The following is a 14,212-nucleotide window of genomic DNA, read 5'->3' on the forward strand; positions in this document are numbered from 1 at the left end:
ATGGGGACAACAAAAACACGAGAGAGAACGATCCTTTGCATATTGGACCCCGGCCGAAAACTGGAATCCGTCGCAACTATGAGGAACAAGTGGACCACTGAAATGACAACCAACCTGATCGCTCTAGTAATTTTAGTTCTTGCGTTCGCACACATTCAAGCTGCTCAGGCGGAGATTGCCCAAAGCCCACAAAAACCTGCTGCCCAATCTTCTCCTTCAGGGGCAAAGCGTTTTGACATGTCTGAGCGCTTACTTGATTTGGCCATTGCCTCACGCTCCTCATCGCTAGACGAGTCTATTCAGGAACATGTTGCAATTAGCTGGCGCGATTTGAAGCCGGCCCTAAAGTCTCTGGAAACCCCATTTGAAAAGCTGCCATATCCGTTGTTGAACGCTATGCGAACGCAAGTTCGTTGGCGAACATCCAGTACCAGCGAGCGCTCTAATCCTGATCTAATTAAAGAATACAAGGCGGCCAATGGTGTTCTGTCCGCCCATGATGTCGACGTAGAAAGGCTCATGCAAGAGCGCCGAAAAATCATTGCGCAAAACAACTCAATCGGGCGCGGCCCAAATTTAGAAATTCTGGGGACCACAATCAGGCTGCCGGGGTACATAGTGCCACTGACAATCGATGGGGCAGTTGTAACCGAATTCCTGTTTGTTCCGGTTGCAGGTTCTTGCGTTCATACACCTTCGCCGCCACCGAACCAGATCATTCATGTAGTTTACCCTAAGGGCATCGAGTTCAAATCGATTTTCGATGCATATTGGATCGAAGGCGAACTGCTAGCTGAACGCCGAGTCAGCGACGTTACATTCTACGACGGCGCTACAAACGTGGAATCCATTTATGAACTCAACGCGCATATTGTTGAAGCATTCACCTAGTGATTTCGAAGAAGCTCATCCGCCAAAAAGCCGAGAGTTAATGTCGCGCTTCATTCGTTTCGCCTATTTGGATGGCAATACACTCAGGACGCGCTAGACGGCGTAACAAAGGCTCACATCAGCGCAGAGTGCAGCCAATTCGTTCAGAGTTAAGAACGGCGGCTTTGTCCGCGTTGCTGTCATTGGTTCCCGCTGCAGCGAAAGACTGCTCTGAGTCCCAATGCGTACTATCAATCCAAGTCGCCAACGGGCGATGCATAGCACAGCTCAAAGATAAAGTTGGGTTAAGGCCCGGCATTTTGCGTTCGACATAAATAGAAAGCATGGACCAAAGGACAAGTTGCCGTATTTGCCAATGTGTTGACCCGCCGCCCCCGCTATTACAGTGTGTCGTCATGAAACACCTGCCTGGTTATACCTTTCGTACGGAAGCTCTATCCAAGGTGTACGGGGAAGGGGAAGCCGCCGTCCACGCTCTGCGGGGCGTCGACCTTGAAATCCCGAAAGGTGAGATGGTCGTACTGCTCGGTGCATCAGGCAGCGGGAAGTCCACTTTACTAAATATACTCGGAGGCCTCGATCGCGCATCGGGCGGGCAAGCGTGGTTTGGAGGTACAGAGCTGACAAGCCTTTCGGATCGCGACTTGACGCTATACCGGCGCCATCATGTCGGGTTCGTGTTTCAGTTCTACAATCTCATGCCCAGCCTTACAGCCGAAGAGAATGTGGAATTGGTCACCGAAATTGCACAGAACCCGATGCGACCCGCGGACGCACTGGACCTTGTCGGGCTGGACGCAAGGAAAGATCACTTTCCAGCGCAGCTTTCAGGGGGTGAGCAGCAACGCGTAGCCATCGCGCGTGCCATTGCGAAAACACCCACTGTTTTGTTCTGCGACGAGCCGACCGGAGCGCTCGACAGCCAGACAGGTCGGGCCGTGCTTCGGGTGCTGAAAGACGTCAATGAACGACTGAACACCACTGTTCTCATTGTAACACATGCGGCTGCAACAGCAGATATGGCTGACCGGGTAATAAAGTTTGCAGACGGCATGATCCAAGATGTTCAGGCCAATTCCGAAAAGCTCACACCTGACGAGATCAACTGGTGAGTCCGCTTGACAAGAAAATAGTTCGGACTTTGCGCCGCTTGAAAGGGCAAGCCGTCGCGATAGCCAGTGTTATCGCATTGGGTGTAATGACCCTCGTGATGATGACCGGTTTGGTTGGTACGCTTTCCGAGACACGCAGTACGTATTACGAACGCTACCGCCTTGCGGATGTCTTTGCTCCAGCCGCGCGCGCGCCGCAAACGGTGCTTCAGCATTTGGCCAATCTGCCCGGCGTTACGGCGGTTGAAGGGCGGGTGACTGGCGGGGCTCTGATTACGCTGGAAGAGGCTGGCAGACCCGTGCGCGCCACGGCACTTTCAATACCGCGGGATGCTCGTCCGCTCATCAACAACTACATGCTTACAAGCGGTCGCGCGCCCCGTGTCGGGCGCAATGACGAAGTCTTGCTATTGCAGAGCTTTGCCGACGCCGTTGGTCTGGCACCTGGTGATAGTCTGTCTGCGACGATGAACGGCGCTCGAAGAACCTTTGTTGTTGTCGGATTGGCGCAAAGCCCGGAGTTCATCTACATCGCTGCTCCGGGAGAAATTGTGCCGGACGACACACGCTTTGCCGTTTTGTGGATGTTGGAGGATGCCATGGCAGCAGCCTTCGACATGAAGGGGGCTTTCAACGAAGCGCTGCTCTTGCTCTCAAGAAATGCCAATACGCAGGAGGTGATCGCCGGGGCAAACCGCCTACTCGACAAATATGGAGGTTTGGGCGCTTACGGTTTGGAAGATCAAGCGTCCAACAGGTTCGTGACAGAAGAAATCGCTGGTCTTCGCGCAACAGTAGGGGTGGTGCCGCCGATCTTTCTGGCTATCGCGGCGTTCCTGCTCAATATCGTGATTGCCCGAATGATCCAATCCGAACGAGAACAAATAGGAATACTAAAAGCCTTCGGGTACACCAGCCTTGAAATAGGTGTTCACTATTTCAAGCTTGTTTTGGTGATCGCATTGTGCGGTGCCGTTTTCGGCGGGGCGCTTGGGATTCTGTTGGGGCGCCTCTTGTCGGGTGTTTACCAGACGTACTACAAGTTTCCGTTCCTCGTTTTCCAGATCAGTGCAGGTGCCTTTGCTCTTGGAGTCTCAGTCAGTGTCTTGGCGGCATCCGCAGGCGCAATTCTCGTTCTGAGATCGGTATTCAGTCTGACACCCGCGATCGCTATGCGACCTCCCGCGCCGGTAGATTATAGCAGGACTGGGGCCTTCGGTCCGCGCATAAAAAGGCTTTTGGACCAGCCAACCCGAATGGTGATGCGTCGCATTGTGAGGCAACCCGGCCGTATCCTCGGCGCGATTGTCGGGATTGCCTGCGGGATGGCACTGACTGTTGGTATGGTTAGCATTCTGGCCGGCTTCGACAAGACCATTGATATGACGTTTTCCGTCATTGACCGCAGTGATGCCATGGTCAGTTTTACACATCCGCTGTCCGATACGGTTCAGTATGAGCTTGCATCGCTCGACGGCGTTCATACCGTTGAGCCCGTTCGTGTGGTGCCTGTGTTGTTTCGGCATGGACTGCGCCAGTATCGTGGTGCGGTAAACGGGCTGCAACAAGACGCGCGTCTGAACCGCGCTTTGAAGTCAGACTTGGAACCGGTAGAACTTCACACGAATGGCATTGTGCTTTCGACTGCTTTGGCAAAAGTTTTGAGTGCGGAAATCGGAAATACCATTGAAATTGACGTGCTGGAGGGGCGGCGTCCGAAATTGACTGTACAAGTTACAGGTGTGGCGGAAACTTTGCTTGGATCTCCTGCGTATATGTCCCTCGACGGGCTTAACCGCATACTCAAAGAACCGGGGCGTGTCTCGGCAGTCTACCTGTCGGCGGAATCCGATCGGCTTGAGGCCTTGCAGCTTTACTTTGCAGAACTGCCGCGGGTGGCCGGGATCTCGGTCAAGCGTGATGCGGAGCAAGCGATGCAAAAGATCATGAACGAAGGCGCAGGGTCCACCCGTTATTTGATGGCGCTCATCGCGGCTGTGATCACCTTTGGGATCATCTATAACACCGCGCGCATTTCATTTTCTGAAAGCATGCGTGATCTGGCAAGCCTGCGCGTCATCGGGTTCACGAAGGGCGAAGCATCTTATGTGCTTTTGGGGGAGTTGGCGGTTGTCGTACTCGTTGCTTTACCTCTCGGAGCACTCATGGGCTACTTTTTGTCGTTTGCGATATCGGCAGGTTTTAGCACCGACATTTATCAGGTCCCAAGCGTGTTTAATCCCAGCGGGTATGGCACTGCGGTGCTGGTGGTTCTGGCTGCTTCAATAGTTTCTGGCTGGATTGTAAAGCGAGATGTGGACCGGGTTGACCTGGTCGAAGCGTTGAAAATTAAGGAGTAGTCCTGATGGCGCAAAAAAAATCACGGTGGGTGCTTTCGATTGTCACCATTGTGATAATTGCGATCGTGTTGCTTGTAGCGTTCTGGCCTCGAGCGGTGGCGGTGGATCTGGCTCAGGTTGAAGTTGGGGACCTAATCGTCACGGTTGATGAAGAGGGGCGCACGCGTGTGCACGATTCATATGTTGTGGCGACACCAGTTGCCGGACGACTGCTCCGCGTTGGTGTGGAGCCGGGTGATCCGGTTGTTGCGGATCAAACGGTCATCGCACGCATGTTGCCCACCAATCCCTCCATGCTTGATGTACGGACGCGCGAACAGGCCCGCGCGGCGGTCACTGCTGCAGAAGCTGCTCTCCGCGTGGCCCGCGCCGATCTAAACAAAGCGGTCGCAGATCTGGCGCTGGCGGAAGAAGATCTGGAACGCGCGGAGTCGCTAATGAAGAACGGCCGCATCAGTGAGGCGGCGTTGGCCCGCGCCGAGCGCGAAGGCCGAGTCGCCCAGGCCGTAGTCGACAGTGCCGAGGCTGCTATTTCGGTTCGAACCGCAGAACTGGCGAATGCGCGTGCTCAGCTGATCGGATTTGATGACCGTGGCATTGCATCGGCACTTACATCACACTCGGACGAAGTGATCCCGCTGCTGGCGCCTGCAACTGGGCGGGTTCTGCAAGTGATACAGCAAAACGAAATTACGCTGCCTGCGGGGGCTCCCATCCTGGAAATCGGCGACATCGACGGAGACCTTGAGGTTGTTGCCGAACTTTTGTCTTCTGACGCTGTTCAGGTGTCCGTGGGCGATCGTGTTATTATTGACGAATGGGGCGGGGGGAAGCCGATTAACGGAGCGGTAGAGCGCATCGATCCGCTTGGATTTACAAAGTTCTCGGCCTTGGGGGTCGAGGAACAGCGCGTAAACGTTGTGATTTCAATGGAAACACCCGATGTATCCACCGGCCGATTGGGCCACGGGTACCGGGTAGAAGTACGGATCGTCATTCAGGAAGATCCGGAAGCGTTGATTATTCCTGCTAGTGCAATGTTCCGGGCGCAGCAAGGCTTGTTTGTGTTTCTGGTCGAGGATGGAAAAATCTTCGAACAACCAATCGAAGTCGCCGCGACCAATGGCGTGCACGCCAGCGTCGCCAGTGGTTTGAACGCGGATGATTTAATTGTTCTCTACCCATCTTCAGGATTGGTTGACGGAACGCGGATCACAAAACGGTAGACATGTCACTAACCCAACCCACTCAGCTTATGTAAAGACGATGATCATGTCACCAAATTGAGGTTCACAGGTCTTTGAACATTATTGGGAATCTACTGCCTTGGCATGAAGAAAGTTTGAGTTGGGCGTTTCTTGTGGTAAGCAGTGAATGGCTCAGATTGTCTCCTGTCCACAAGGGGTCTGGAGGTGTTGAGCGCTCTATGAATGACGCGCAAATCCAAAGATTGGGAGTTTGTTGTCGAACGGTTGGTTTGTCCGCATAGCGGTCGTTCGCCTTGCACGCCGCTTCTCAGGAATGTGGAATAATCTCTCAACTTCTATCGACGGCGTGTGCCGAGCTCGCAAGACAGATTAAGGAACGTCGACACTGGTTCACCGGTTCCGGCATCCAAGCTGGTACCCGATATCGCAATGCGCTTTCAGCCGTTTGGTGTCTGTAGCAGTCCAGTCCGCAGGGGCCGTGACCTCGACCCAGGGCGAGATGTAATCCTGCGCAAAATAGGCGTGTCCATGTCCTGGTGGCGTACCAAAAGATAACGCCATATCGAGGGCCAACTGAAACTGCGTGACTACCGGGATGAAGACGAGTTGCTTTGAAACATCTTCGGCTGGAGGTTCGTTCATCCAGGGCGGTGCCCGCCAAAGGGAACTCGGATCGTAGAAAACGATCGGATCGCTGGAATACTGCAGGAATACGATCCGCATCTCCCCCCAGTCAGCGATGGCTTGAGAGGCATCCGAGAAGTGAGACGCAAATCGGACGAACGATCCGTTCCCAATGATGGGGAGCACCCATGGACTGCCAGGATCGCGCGCGTTTTGCGCTTGCTGCCAGAACCGTGACGGAAACGGCGGGCCGGCCCAGAAGGCTCCATCGATCGGGTCGTCGGCAAGGCGGAAGAGGTTGGTGGCGTACATCGACGACCAGGCACCAAGGCTCAGACCATGCACGTAAAATCTTGGGCGGCGATCCTTTGGCAGCGTCCGCCAATAGGAGTGCACCACGTCGAGAAGCGCGGTCGCCTGATCGAGTCCGGTCCGGGTTTCTAGAACCAGTGCCAGAGGCGATTGTAGGTAGGAATACTGGGCGCTAACCGTCGCGATATCGCCATTGTGCATGTATTCCACCGGATCGTGAGAACCCGGGTCCATCCAACCGGTTCCTGTGGGGCTAGTAACGATCAGAACTTCCCGATCAAAAGCCCTCAGCCGTTTTAGCTCGGCAAGTGCCAGTTCGGCCCGCTCTTGCGGTGACTCGCCGTTCGCCCGGCCGACATAAACCCGAATAGGGTCCAGCGCGGGTTTGCCTGTGAAGGCGGAAATCGCTTCGGCGTCCGGGCCATCCAGGACGAAATCTCGACCAGGTTGACCCATCGCCGCCCAGTCAATCAGAGACGCTTCGGAACCAGCCTGATCCGGTCTTTCGGGCAGGTCAGGCGCGATATCAAACAGCATCTGAGCGGCCTCGAAGCTTTCATCCAGGCCTGTGACCAACCAGTCGAAAATGCCGTCGCGGGTGACGACGAAGAGCAGTAGGGCGACCGTCACAACGCCCAGAACGTTGGCCCGGCGCGGCGGCATGAAGCGATAGAAGCGGTCCCTGACCCATCGGAACAGGGCCGCCACGAACGCGCCGATCAGAAAAAAAAGCGCAAAGGTTCCGGTCCCTGCCAAGAGGATCTGCGCCAGGTGCTTTGCATCTGCAAGCTCCATCCCCATTTTTGCGCGTAGCTCATTCTGCCATTCAAAGCTGAAAGTCAGCGTCCATATTGAAAATCCGGCAACAAGAGCTGCAAAGACAATGTTGCCAACAAGCGCTAGACGTCCGCGCATGCGAGGCAGATCGGCGGCCTGCCAAATCAATTCGAGCACACGTCCCAGTAGGTAGCCAAGCGCCACCAAGATCCCGCCTAATAATCCCTGAACCATTGGCTCGCGTGGAATGAGGGAGGGGGTCAGCGAGGCTGCAAAGAACAGAAGACCTAAAAGCAGGCACGGGAGGGATACTCCGGCAATCAGTGGTCTTATCCACCACACAATCGTTCCTCCACGATCCAGGACAACTCAGCCAGCTTAGTGAAACGCAGCGCGATGGGCCATGTTTATTGTGTGAGTTCCGGGGTATCGCAAGCACCGAAGCTTTTGCGGTCCCTCTCCCTGAGGACGCACATAATATGTGGAACGGACATGTCCGCTTTGGCTCGGAGCGGTCGTTCGCTATGCAGCCAATCAATGACCGCGTTGCGGACAATCCTGCCGTTAGCTCATCTTCAGTTGTAGAGTCGATCAGGTCGCACCGACCATCCTAGCCGCTGTGCTTTCTCCCGCCCTGTACGTCATCTGAATAGAACCAGTCGTCGGGATATGGATACCACCAGTCCGCCTCCTTCGCCTTCGGATCAATCACGACCATCTTGGGCCGTCTGAAAGCCTCGAGGCCTTGAAGGCCCAGCGTGCGCCCAAGCCCAGAATTCTTGACGCCGCCAAAAGGCAAGGCATCGTTGTCCACGAGCGGGTTGTTGACCCAGACCATCCCCACCTGTAGCTTATTCACCCCTTGAAATGCCTCATCCAAGTCGCCGGTAAACAGGCATCCGCCAAGACCGAATTGTGACGCGTTTGCCAGTTCAAGCGCTTGGTCAAAGTCGCTCACCCGAATGACCGAGGCGACTGGCCCAAAAACCTCTTCCTGAGTTAACGCCATGTCCGTCGTCACGCCGGTCAGGATCGTTGGTTCGAAAAACCAACCCGGCCCGGCGTGATCCGGGGTACCGCCTCCTACCTCAACCACCGCGCCTTTCTCAGTTGCATCACGCACCAGCCGCTCGACCTTGTCGCGTGCCTCCTTGGAGGCCAAAGGTCCGATTTCCGCCACCCCCATTCCGTCGCCGATGCGCAGTTTCCGGGTTCGGGTCACGAATTCATCGACAAAATCGTCGTACACGTCATCCACTACAAAAATCCGTTCCGACGATGTGCAAACCTGGCCCGACTGCAAAAATGCAGCGGTAACCGCCCCCGCAGCAGCGACCGCGATGTCGGCGTGTTTACTAACGATCAGTGGATCGCTTCCCCCAGCCTCGATCACTGCGGGTTTTAGGTTCTCTGCTGCGGCCACTGCGACTGCACGACCTGTCGGCACGGACCCTGTAAAAGCGACCACATGGGTTTTGGGGCTGGCAATCAGCTGTTTGCCCACGTCTGCACCACCCGGCAGGCAAGCAATCAGGTCTTGGGGCAACGCCCGAAAAAACTCCATGAACGCCATCGTGCACAAAGTTCCTGCGGGTGAGGCTTTCAACACTACACCGTTACCTGCCGCAAGTGATGCGGCCATCGACCAGCAGCCAAGAATGAGGGGGAAATTGTACGGAACCACATGCACGGACACGCCGTAGGGCTCGTATGTCTGATACTGAAATGATCCAGTTTGCATCGTGCCGGCGATCTTGCCCGCGTCATCGCGCGCCATCTCGGCATAGTAGCGGAAAACCGGCGGGATGTTCGCAATCTCGCCAATCGATTCAGGGTAAGGTTTGCCCGTTTCCAATGTCATCAAGCGGGCGATCTCAGTCATGTCGCCGCTTTCGATGTCGTTGGCGATCTGGTGCAATACCCGCGCGCGAGATTTGCAGTCCATCGCAGACCACTTCTTTTGCGCCGCATTGACCCGGTCCAGAACCTGGTTCACGATCTGCGGCGACGGCTCACCAAAAACACCGACTGGCTGCAAGGTAGACGGGTTGACCAGAGTGGTCCCACCACCCTCCAATGGCACATGCTTGGGGTTGAGGTAGTAGGTGGATTTGAACGGGTCGCGCATTGGGCAGCCCCCTTGTTTGACGGGCATTGCGCCGTTAGCGGATCATGTACACTTTCTTGACCGTCTCGTGGACAGTACAAACGCCTTTCCAGTCCTGCGGGAAAAAGGCCGCCGTATCGGGAGTAATCTCAATTACCTCTCCGCTTTCATGGACATAGGTACAGCGGCCTTCCAGAAAGTGGCAGAACTCGTCCTTAGTGACGTGACATTCCCACATACCGGGAGTGCAGACCCAAAGGCCGCATTCGGACTGGCCATCAGGCCCCTTGTGGATCAGCTTTCCCGAGGTGCGGGATTGCCCTTCAATCATCGTCGGGATTACCCCCCAATCGACAAGATCAGTCTGCTGGAGCGGGTTTTGCATACGTGGCGTGGTCATGACTCAGGTTCGCGATCCGTTAGGTAGTAGGTGTTGCGCAATGTTTCCTCGACCGTGCACTCCCCTACCCAACCGGCGGGGAATAGTACGGCCGTTCCGGGCGTAACTTCGATGCTTTCGCCTGCATCCGACCGATAGACCGCGCGGCCCTGCACAAAATAGCAGAACTCGTCACGCGGGATTGTTAGGCGCCAGCGGCCTGGAGTACAGACCCATGCGCCGATCTCCGGCCGGTTGTCAGGACCCTTGTGAACCAGCATACCCGATGAATGAGACTGGCCTTCGATCATATCCGGCTGTGGCCCCCAGTCCGTGAGGTCGGTGCGGGTCGAGATTTCGGAAAGATGCGGGGCACTGCTCATTCAGCGGCTTTCAGGATGTCGTCGAGAATGCCGGCTGCCTTGGTCGGGCCATGCCGTGACTGCATGTGAACAGAGGTTGCCGCCATCTTCGCCTGCATTCTTGGATCGTTGATACATTTTTCGAGGGCAATAGCCAATTCATCATCGGTCCAATCGTATCGGTGAAACCCGAACCCGTGGCCGGTTTCCTGAACACGGGTGGCGTTATCGTGGCCGTCCCAGACATAGGGCATAATGATTGCTGCTTTGCCGAAATATAGGCACTCGGTGAACGAGTTGTTACCGCCATGATGTATCACCGCGTCAACCTGCGGAATTACCGAAGGCTGAGGATACCAGCTCTGTATGTGCACGTTGTCGGGAATGTCTGTGTATTCATCCATGTAATCCCCGACATTTACGAGCGCCCGGTAAGGCAACCTGGAAATGGTCGAAATGATCCTCTTTAGCAGGTCGGTATCGCCTGCGCCAAGCGACCCGAAAGATACATAGAGAAGTGGTTTGTCATTTTTGGACTTAAACGTTGGCACCTCAAACGGTTCTTCTTCGCGTACGCAACCTTCAAGATACTGGAACCGGTTTGGGTCCAGCGGGTTCTGTCGTTCGTACTTTGCAGGCTCGGGATAAAGCAGAAGGTTCATTGTGGGAGACGCTTCGAAAAACTCTCCAATCGGATAGGCCTCTTCGTTGCATCTGGCCAGGAACGCATTGTAGTCGTCGTGGATCGGCTTGATCACCTCGTGGAATTTAGCCTCATAGGCCGCCATGCCCTCGCGGTCATCCACCCGGCAGCCTGATAAATGCGGCGGCACAATCGGGTCAGGGATTTCGTTTTCGGAACATGAGATGATCCGCACCCACGGTACGCCGAACTGCTTAATGGCTGGGAACATAATGACATTATCCACGCAGATCATATCTGGTTTGATTTTTGCCAGTACCTCGGGCAGATCTTTTTGCGCCCATTTTGCGCTGTCGACGATCGCCTCCCAGCAATCCTTGACGTAGTTATCGATCTGGTCAATCGGGCTTTTGCGAAAATTTGGGATGTGACCGTTGATGAAATCTTCCCAGAACTTCGCCATCGCCTCTGGTTCCATCGGCTCGGACAGGGCTACTGGATGTGCCTCGAACCCATAACCTTCGTATACCTCAACAAAGCCGGGATCGCTTAGAAATACTGCCTTGTGGCCCAATTTTTCGCAGGCCTGCGCGATACCAACCGAATTCAGCGCAGGGCCAAAGGCAGCTTCGGGGAAGAAGGCGATGGTTTTCTGTGACATTGTAGTTCTCCGGTTAGATTTGGCTTAGCAGTTGGGAAGGATGCGGGAATGTTTTGCATCCCATACGCAGTGGACATCTTGACCCGGCTGAATATTTTCACGGTCGGCTTGGCTGGCGGGAACGCGGGCGGAAAGGGTGCTCCTCCCGCCGCGAACGCGCACATGCACACCCAGGTCTGACCCGTGATAGGCGACTTCTTCGACAGTGCCGGGAAGGCAGTTGCGCCCATCTTGAGGGGCGGTCTGCATCAGGCTGACCCGTTCCGGGCGCACAGCAATCGTGGCAGCACCGCGCAGCTCGGAAACGCCCCTCAGCACCCCCGCCCCGTCGACATCGACACCGCCGTCGACGGCGTTACCATCCAGAAAGTTCATCACGCCGATAAAATCTGCAACAAAGCGCGATCCGGGGTGTTCGTAGAGCTCGTGAGGAGTACCGACCTGCGCCAGCTTGCCATCATTCAAGACCGCGATCCGGTCGGCCATGACTAGAGCCTCTTCCTGGTCATGAGTCACAATCAGAAATGTAATCCCCACCTCGTGCTGCAACCGTTTGAGTTCCAACTGCATCTCTTCTCGCAGCTTCTTGTCCAGAGCCGAAAGGGGCTCATCTAACAGCAGGACCTTTGGCCTTTTGACCAGCGCGCGCGCCAAAGCGACCCGCTGTCGCTGCCCACCGGAAAGCTGATCCGGCTTGCGTCCAGCAAAGCCTGAAAGCTTTGCGCTTTCCAGAACCTCGGCCACCCGCATGGCGATTTCTTCCTTGGGCAATCTCTCCATCTCTAACCCATAGGCGATGTTTTTTTCGACGCTCATGTGCGGAAACAAGGCATATGACTGGAACATCAGGTTCAGGGGCCGCCTGCTGGGGCGTATGTTTGTCACGTCCTGCCCGGCAACTATAACCTGTCCTTCCTGTGGTGTTTCGAACCCCGCCAGCGTCCGCAACAATGTGGTCTTGCCGCAGCCCGATGGGCCCAGAAGTGCAAAGAACTCGTTATCGCGAATATTCAGTGAAACGTTGTCGATCGCAGTCATCAAACCGTATCGCTTGGTTATATTCCTGAGTTGAATCCCTTGGCTCATCGGCTGAAAACCTCTTTGTCGGCACGCTGCGCGAAGAAGACCAGCGTGAACGAAACGAACATGACGATGGTAGCCATCGCGTTGATTTCCGGCGTAACGCCAAATCGGATCATTGCGTAAATCTGCATCGGCAACGTGGTCGAGGATTGCCCAGCACCTGCGGTGAAGAAGGCAATAATGAATTCGTCCACAGACAGGGTAAAAGACAACAGCGCCCCGGCGATAACCCCCGGCGCGATGGCGGGCAGCAGAATGCGACGAAAGGTGGTGAATTCGCTGGCCCCAAGGTCGGCACTGGCCTCAAGTATCGAATGGTCGAAATTGCGCATCCGCGTTCGCACCACGGCGACAACAAAGGCTATGTTAAATACGACATGGCTGAGGATGATCGAATGAAGCCCCAGCGTCATGTTGAGTAGGGTGAAAAAGGACAAGAGCGCGATGGCCAGAACTATGTCGGGGATGATCATCGGTGCGAACAGAACCGCGTCTAGAACTGAAGAATTACGCCGTGTCTCGACACCGACCGCCAAAAGCGTGCCGATTATTGTCGCCAGAACGGTCGAGGTTAAGGCCACGATTAGCGTGTTGCGCGCTGCCGACAGTATTGGATCCGCGGTAAACAACTTGCCGTACCATTCCAACGAAAACCCGGTCCATATAGTTGGAAGTCCGGCCCGGTTAAAGCTTAGCGCCATGAGCACAAGGATCGGCACATAGAGAAAGGTGTAAAACAAAACCAGGTGCAGCTTTAGGCCCATGTTAGATCGGCCCCGCATCAGTCCTGCCCTCTCTGTCCCGCTGCGCGATTGGCCAATACCGCCTGTGCGAACAATAGCCCCATCATAATCGCAATCAGGAACATCGACAGCGTTGCTCCGAACGGCCAGTCGCGGGCGCTCAGAAACTGGTCATAGATCAGGTTTCCAACCATCTGAAATCGCCCGCCACCAAGCAAATCGGGCGTTATGAAATTGCCGATCGACAGCACAAAAACAAAGACACCACCTGCCGCGATGCCGGGAACGGTCTGTGGCAGTATCACCCGGTAGAAAGTAGCCCAAGCGGGCGCTCCAAGATCTTCCGAGGCTTCTATGGTTTCGACATTTATGCGGTTCAGCGATGAATAGATCGCCAAAACCACAAAGGGGGTGTAGTTGTAGACAAGCCCTACGATCACAGCGAAATTATTATAAAGCAGAGACAGCGGTTCATCGATCAAGCCTGCCCCCTGGAGAGTATTATTGATTAAGCCCTCGCGGTTCAGCATCACGATCCAAGCGTAAGTGCGGATTAAGTAGTTGGACCAGAACGGCAGGATCACCAAAATCAGCAAACCGGTCTGCCAACGGTGCGGCGCCAGCGTGATGGCATAGGCAGCCGGATAGGCGATAAGGATCGCGATTATGGTGGCCAGAAATGCAATCTTGGCCGAGCGTAAGAAGATCCCGAGGTAAAGAGGATCGGCGGCTCGCACAAAATTTTCAATCGTAAAGACGTGGTCGATGCCGCCATAGATACCGCGTTCAAAGAACGCATAGGTAAAAATAAGACCACACGGCACCACCATAAGAAGCGCAAGCCAGCCAAGGCCCGGCCCCAGCAAGATCACCGATTTAAGTCGATTGGGCATATACTTGGCAATCTGTGGAGTGATGTCGTATCGGCCCGACCCTTTGTTCGGGTCGGG

The 14,212-nt window shown here is 55.2% G+C and carries 12 protein-coding genes; 4 read left to right on the top strand and 8 right to left on the bottom strand.

Features of this window, described 5'->3' with window-relative positions; translation table 11 throughout:
- Positions 1-102: 102 nt before the first annotated feature.
- The 4 genes from ACR0MI_RS21705 (at position 103) to ACR0MI_RS21720 (ending at position 5,589) form a co-directional block, all read left to right on the top strand.
- A complete protein-coding gene (locus ACR0MI_RS21705; protein ID WP_170613821.1) occupies positions 103-891 on the top strand; it encodes a DUF3299 domain-containing protein in 789 nt (262 codons plus the stop codon).
- 395 nt (positions 892-1,286) lie between these two features.
- On the top strand, positions 1,287-2,003 hold the full coding sequence (locus tag ACR0MI_RS21710) for an ABC transporter ATP-binding protein (protein WP_170613819.1): 717 nt from the start codon (positions 1,287-1,289) through the stop codon (positions 2,001-2,003).
- A 29-nt stretch (positions 2,004-2,032) separates the two neighbouring features.
- Positions 2,033-4,363 carry an ABC transporter permease gene (locus ACR0MI_RS21715; RefSeq protein WP_480855575.1) on the top strand — a complete coding sequence of 777 codons (2,331 nt, stop codon included), beginning with the start codon at positions 2,033-2,035 and terminating at the stop codon, positions 4,361-4,363.
- 5 nt (positions 4,364-4,368) lie between these two features.
- Positions 4,369-5,589, top strand: coding sequence for a permuted SH3 domain-containing protein (locus ACR0MI_RS21720; protein ID WP_170613815.1), 1,221 nt, complete (start codon positions 4,369-4,371; stop codon positions 5,587-5,589).
- Positions 5,590-5,961: 372 nt separating this feature from the next.
- Here ACR0MI_RS21720 and ACR0MI_RS21725 read toward each other — a convergent pair whose 3' ends face one another.
- From ACR0MI_RS21725 to ACR0MI_RS21760, 8 genes are all read right to left on the bottom strand, one after another.
- Positions 5,962-7,626, bottom strand: a complete 1,665-nt coding sequence (locus ACR0MI_RS21725; RefSeq protein ID WP_480442311.1) for an alpha/beta hydrolase — start codon at positions 7,624-7,626, stop codon at positions 5,962-5,964.
- A 268-nt stretch (positions 7,627-7,894) separates the two neighbouring features.
- Positions 7,895-9,412: an aldehyde dehydrogenase family protein gene (locus ACR0MI_RS21730; protein ID WP_170619811.1), complete on the bottom strand. Its 1,518-nt coding sequence runs from the start codon at positions 9,410-9,412 to the stop codon at positions 7,895-7,897.
- A 34-nt stretch (positions 9,413-9,446) separates the two neighbouring features.
- The gene (locus ACR0MI_RS21735) at positions 9,447-9,791 is read right to left on the bottom strand and encodes a cupin domain-containing protein (RefSeq protein WP_170525386.1); all 345 of its coding nucleotides are present in this window, start codon (positions 9,789-9,791) and stop codon (positions 9,447-9,449) included.
- Entirely contained in the window at positions 9,788-10,153 is a 366-nt protein-coding gene (locus ACR0MI_RS21740) for a cupin domain-containing protein (protein ID WP_170617418.1), read from the bottom strand. The genes ACR0MI_RS21735 and ACR0MI_RS21740 overlap by 4 nt, the downstream gene beginning before the upstream one ends.
- Positions 10,150-11,436 carry a glycosyltransferase gene (locus tag ACR0MI_RS21745; RefSeq protein WP_170617416.1) on the bottom strand — a complete coding sequence of 429 codons (1,287 nt, stop codon included), beginning with the start codon at positions 11,434-11,436 and terminating at the stop codon, positions 10,150-10,152. Before ACR0MI_RS21745 ends, ACR0MI_RS21740 begins: the two co-directional genes overlap by 4 nt.
- Positions 11,437-11,460: 24 nt before the next feature.
- Positions 11,461-12,474, bottom strand: a complete 1,014-nt coding sequence (locus ACR0MI_RS21750) for an ABC transporter ATP-binding protein (RefSeq protein ID WP_480442334.1) — start codon at positions 12,472-12,474, stop codon at positions 11,461-11,463.
- A gap of 44 nt (positions 12,475-12,518) precedes the next feature.
- Positions 12,519-13,301 carry an ABC transporter permease gene (locus ACR0MI_RS21755; protein WP_170617412.1) on the bottom strand — a complete coding sequence of 261 codons (783 nt, stop codon included), beginning with the start codon at positions 13,299-13,301 and terminating at the stop codon, positions 12,519-12,521.
- Positions 13,301-14,155, bottom strand: a complete 855-nt coding sequence (locus tag ACR0MI_RS21760; RefSeq protein WP_170617410.1) for an ABC transporter permease — start codon at positions 14,153-14,155, stop codon at positions 13,301-13,303. The genes ACR0MI_RS21755 and ACR0MI_RS21760 overlap by 1 nt, the downstream gene beginning before the upstream one ends.
- Positions 14,156-14,212: the final 57 nt, after the last annotated feature.

The organism is Ruegeria sp. D4 (assembly GCF_056534475.1).

Excerpts from the sequence above, each read along its gene's own strand:
- ACR0MI_RS21710 (WP_170613819.1), top strand. The coding sequence starts at position 1,287 with ATGAAACACCTGCCTGGTTATACCTTTCGTACGGAAGCTCTATCCAAG.
- ACR0MI_RS21720 (WP_170613815.1), top strand. The coding sequence starts at position 4,369 with ATGGCGCAAAAAAAATCACGGTGGGTGCTTTCGATTGTCACCATTGTG.
- ACR0MI_RS21730 (WP_170619811.1), bottom strand. The coding sequence starts at position 9,412 with ATGCGCGACCCGTTCAAATCCACCTACTACCTCAACCCCAAGCATGTG.
- ACR0MI_RS21740 (WP_170617418.1), bottom strand. The coding sequence starts at position 10,153 with ATGAGCAGTGCCCCGCATCTTTCCGAAATCTCGACCCGCACCGACCTC.
- ACR0MI_RS21755 (WP_170617412.1), bottom strand. The coding sequence starts at position 13,301 with ATGCGGGGCCGATCTAACATGGGCCTAAAGCTGCACCTGGTTTTGTTT.
- ACR0MI_RS21745 (WP_170617416.1), bottom strand. The coding sequence starts at position 11,436 with ATGTCACAGAAAACCATCGCCTTCTTCCCCGAAGCTGCCTTTGGCCCT.
- ACR0MI_RS21735 (WP_170525386.1), bottom strand. The coding sequence starts at position 9,791 with ATGACCACGCCACGTATGCAAAACCCGCTCCAGCAGACTGATCTTGTC.
- ACR0MI_RS21760 (WP_170617410.1), bottom strand. The coding sequence starts at position 14,155 with ATGCCCAATCGACTTAAATCGGTGATCTTGCTGGGGCCGGGCCTTGGC.
- ACR0MI_RS21750 (WP_480442334.1), bottom strand. The coding sequence starts at position 12,474 with ATGACTGCGATCGACAACGTTTCACTGAATATTCGCGATAACGAGTTC.
- ACR0MI_RS21705 (WP_170613821.1), top strand. The coding sequence starts at position 103 with ATGACAACCAACCTGATCGCTCTAGTAATTTTAGTTCTTGCGTTCGCA.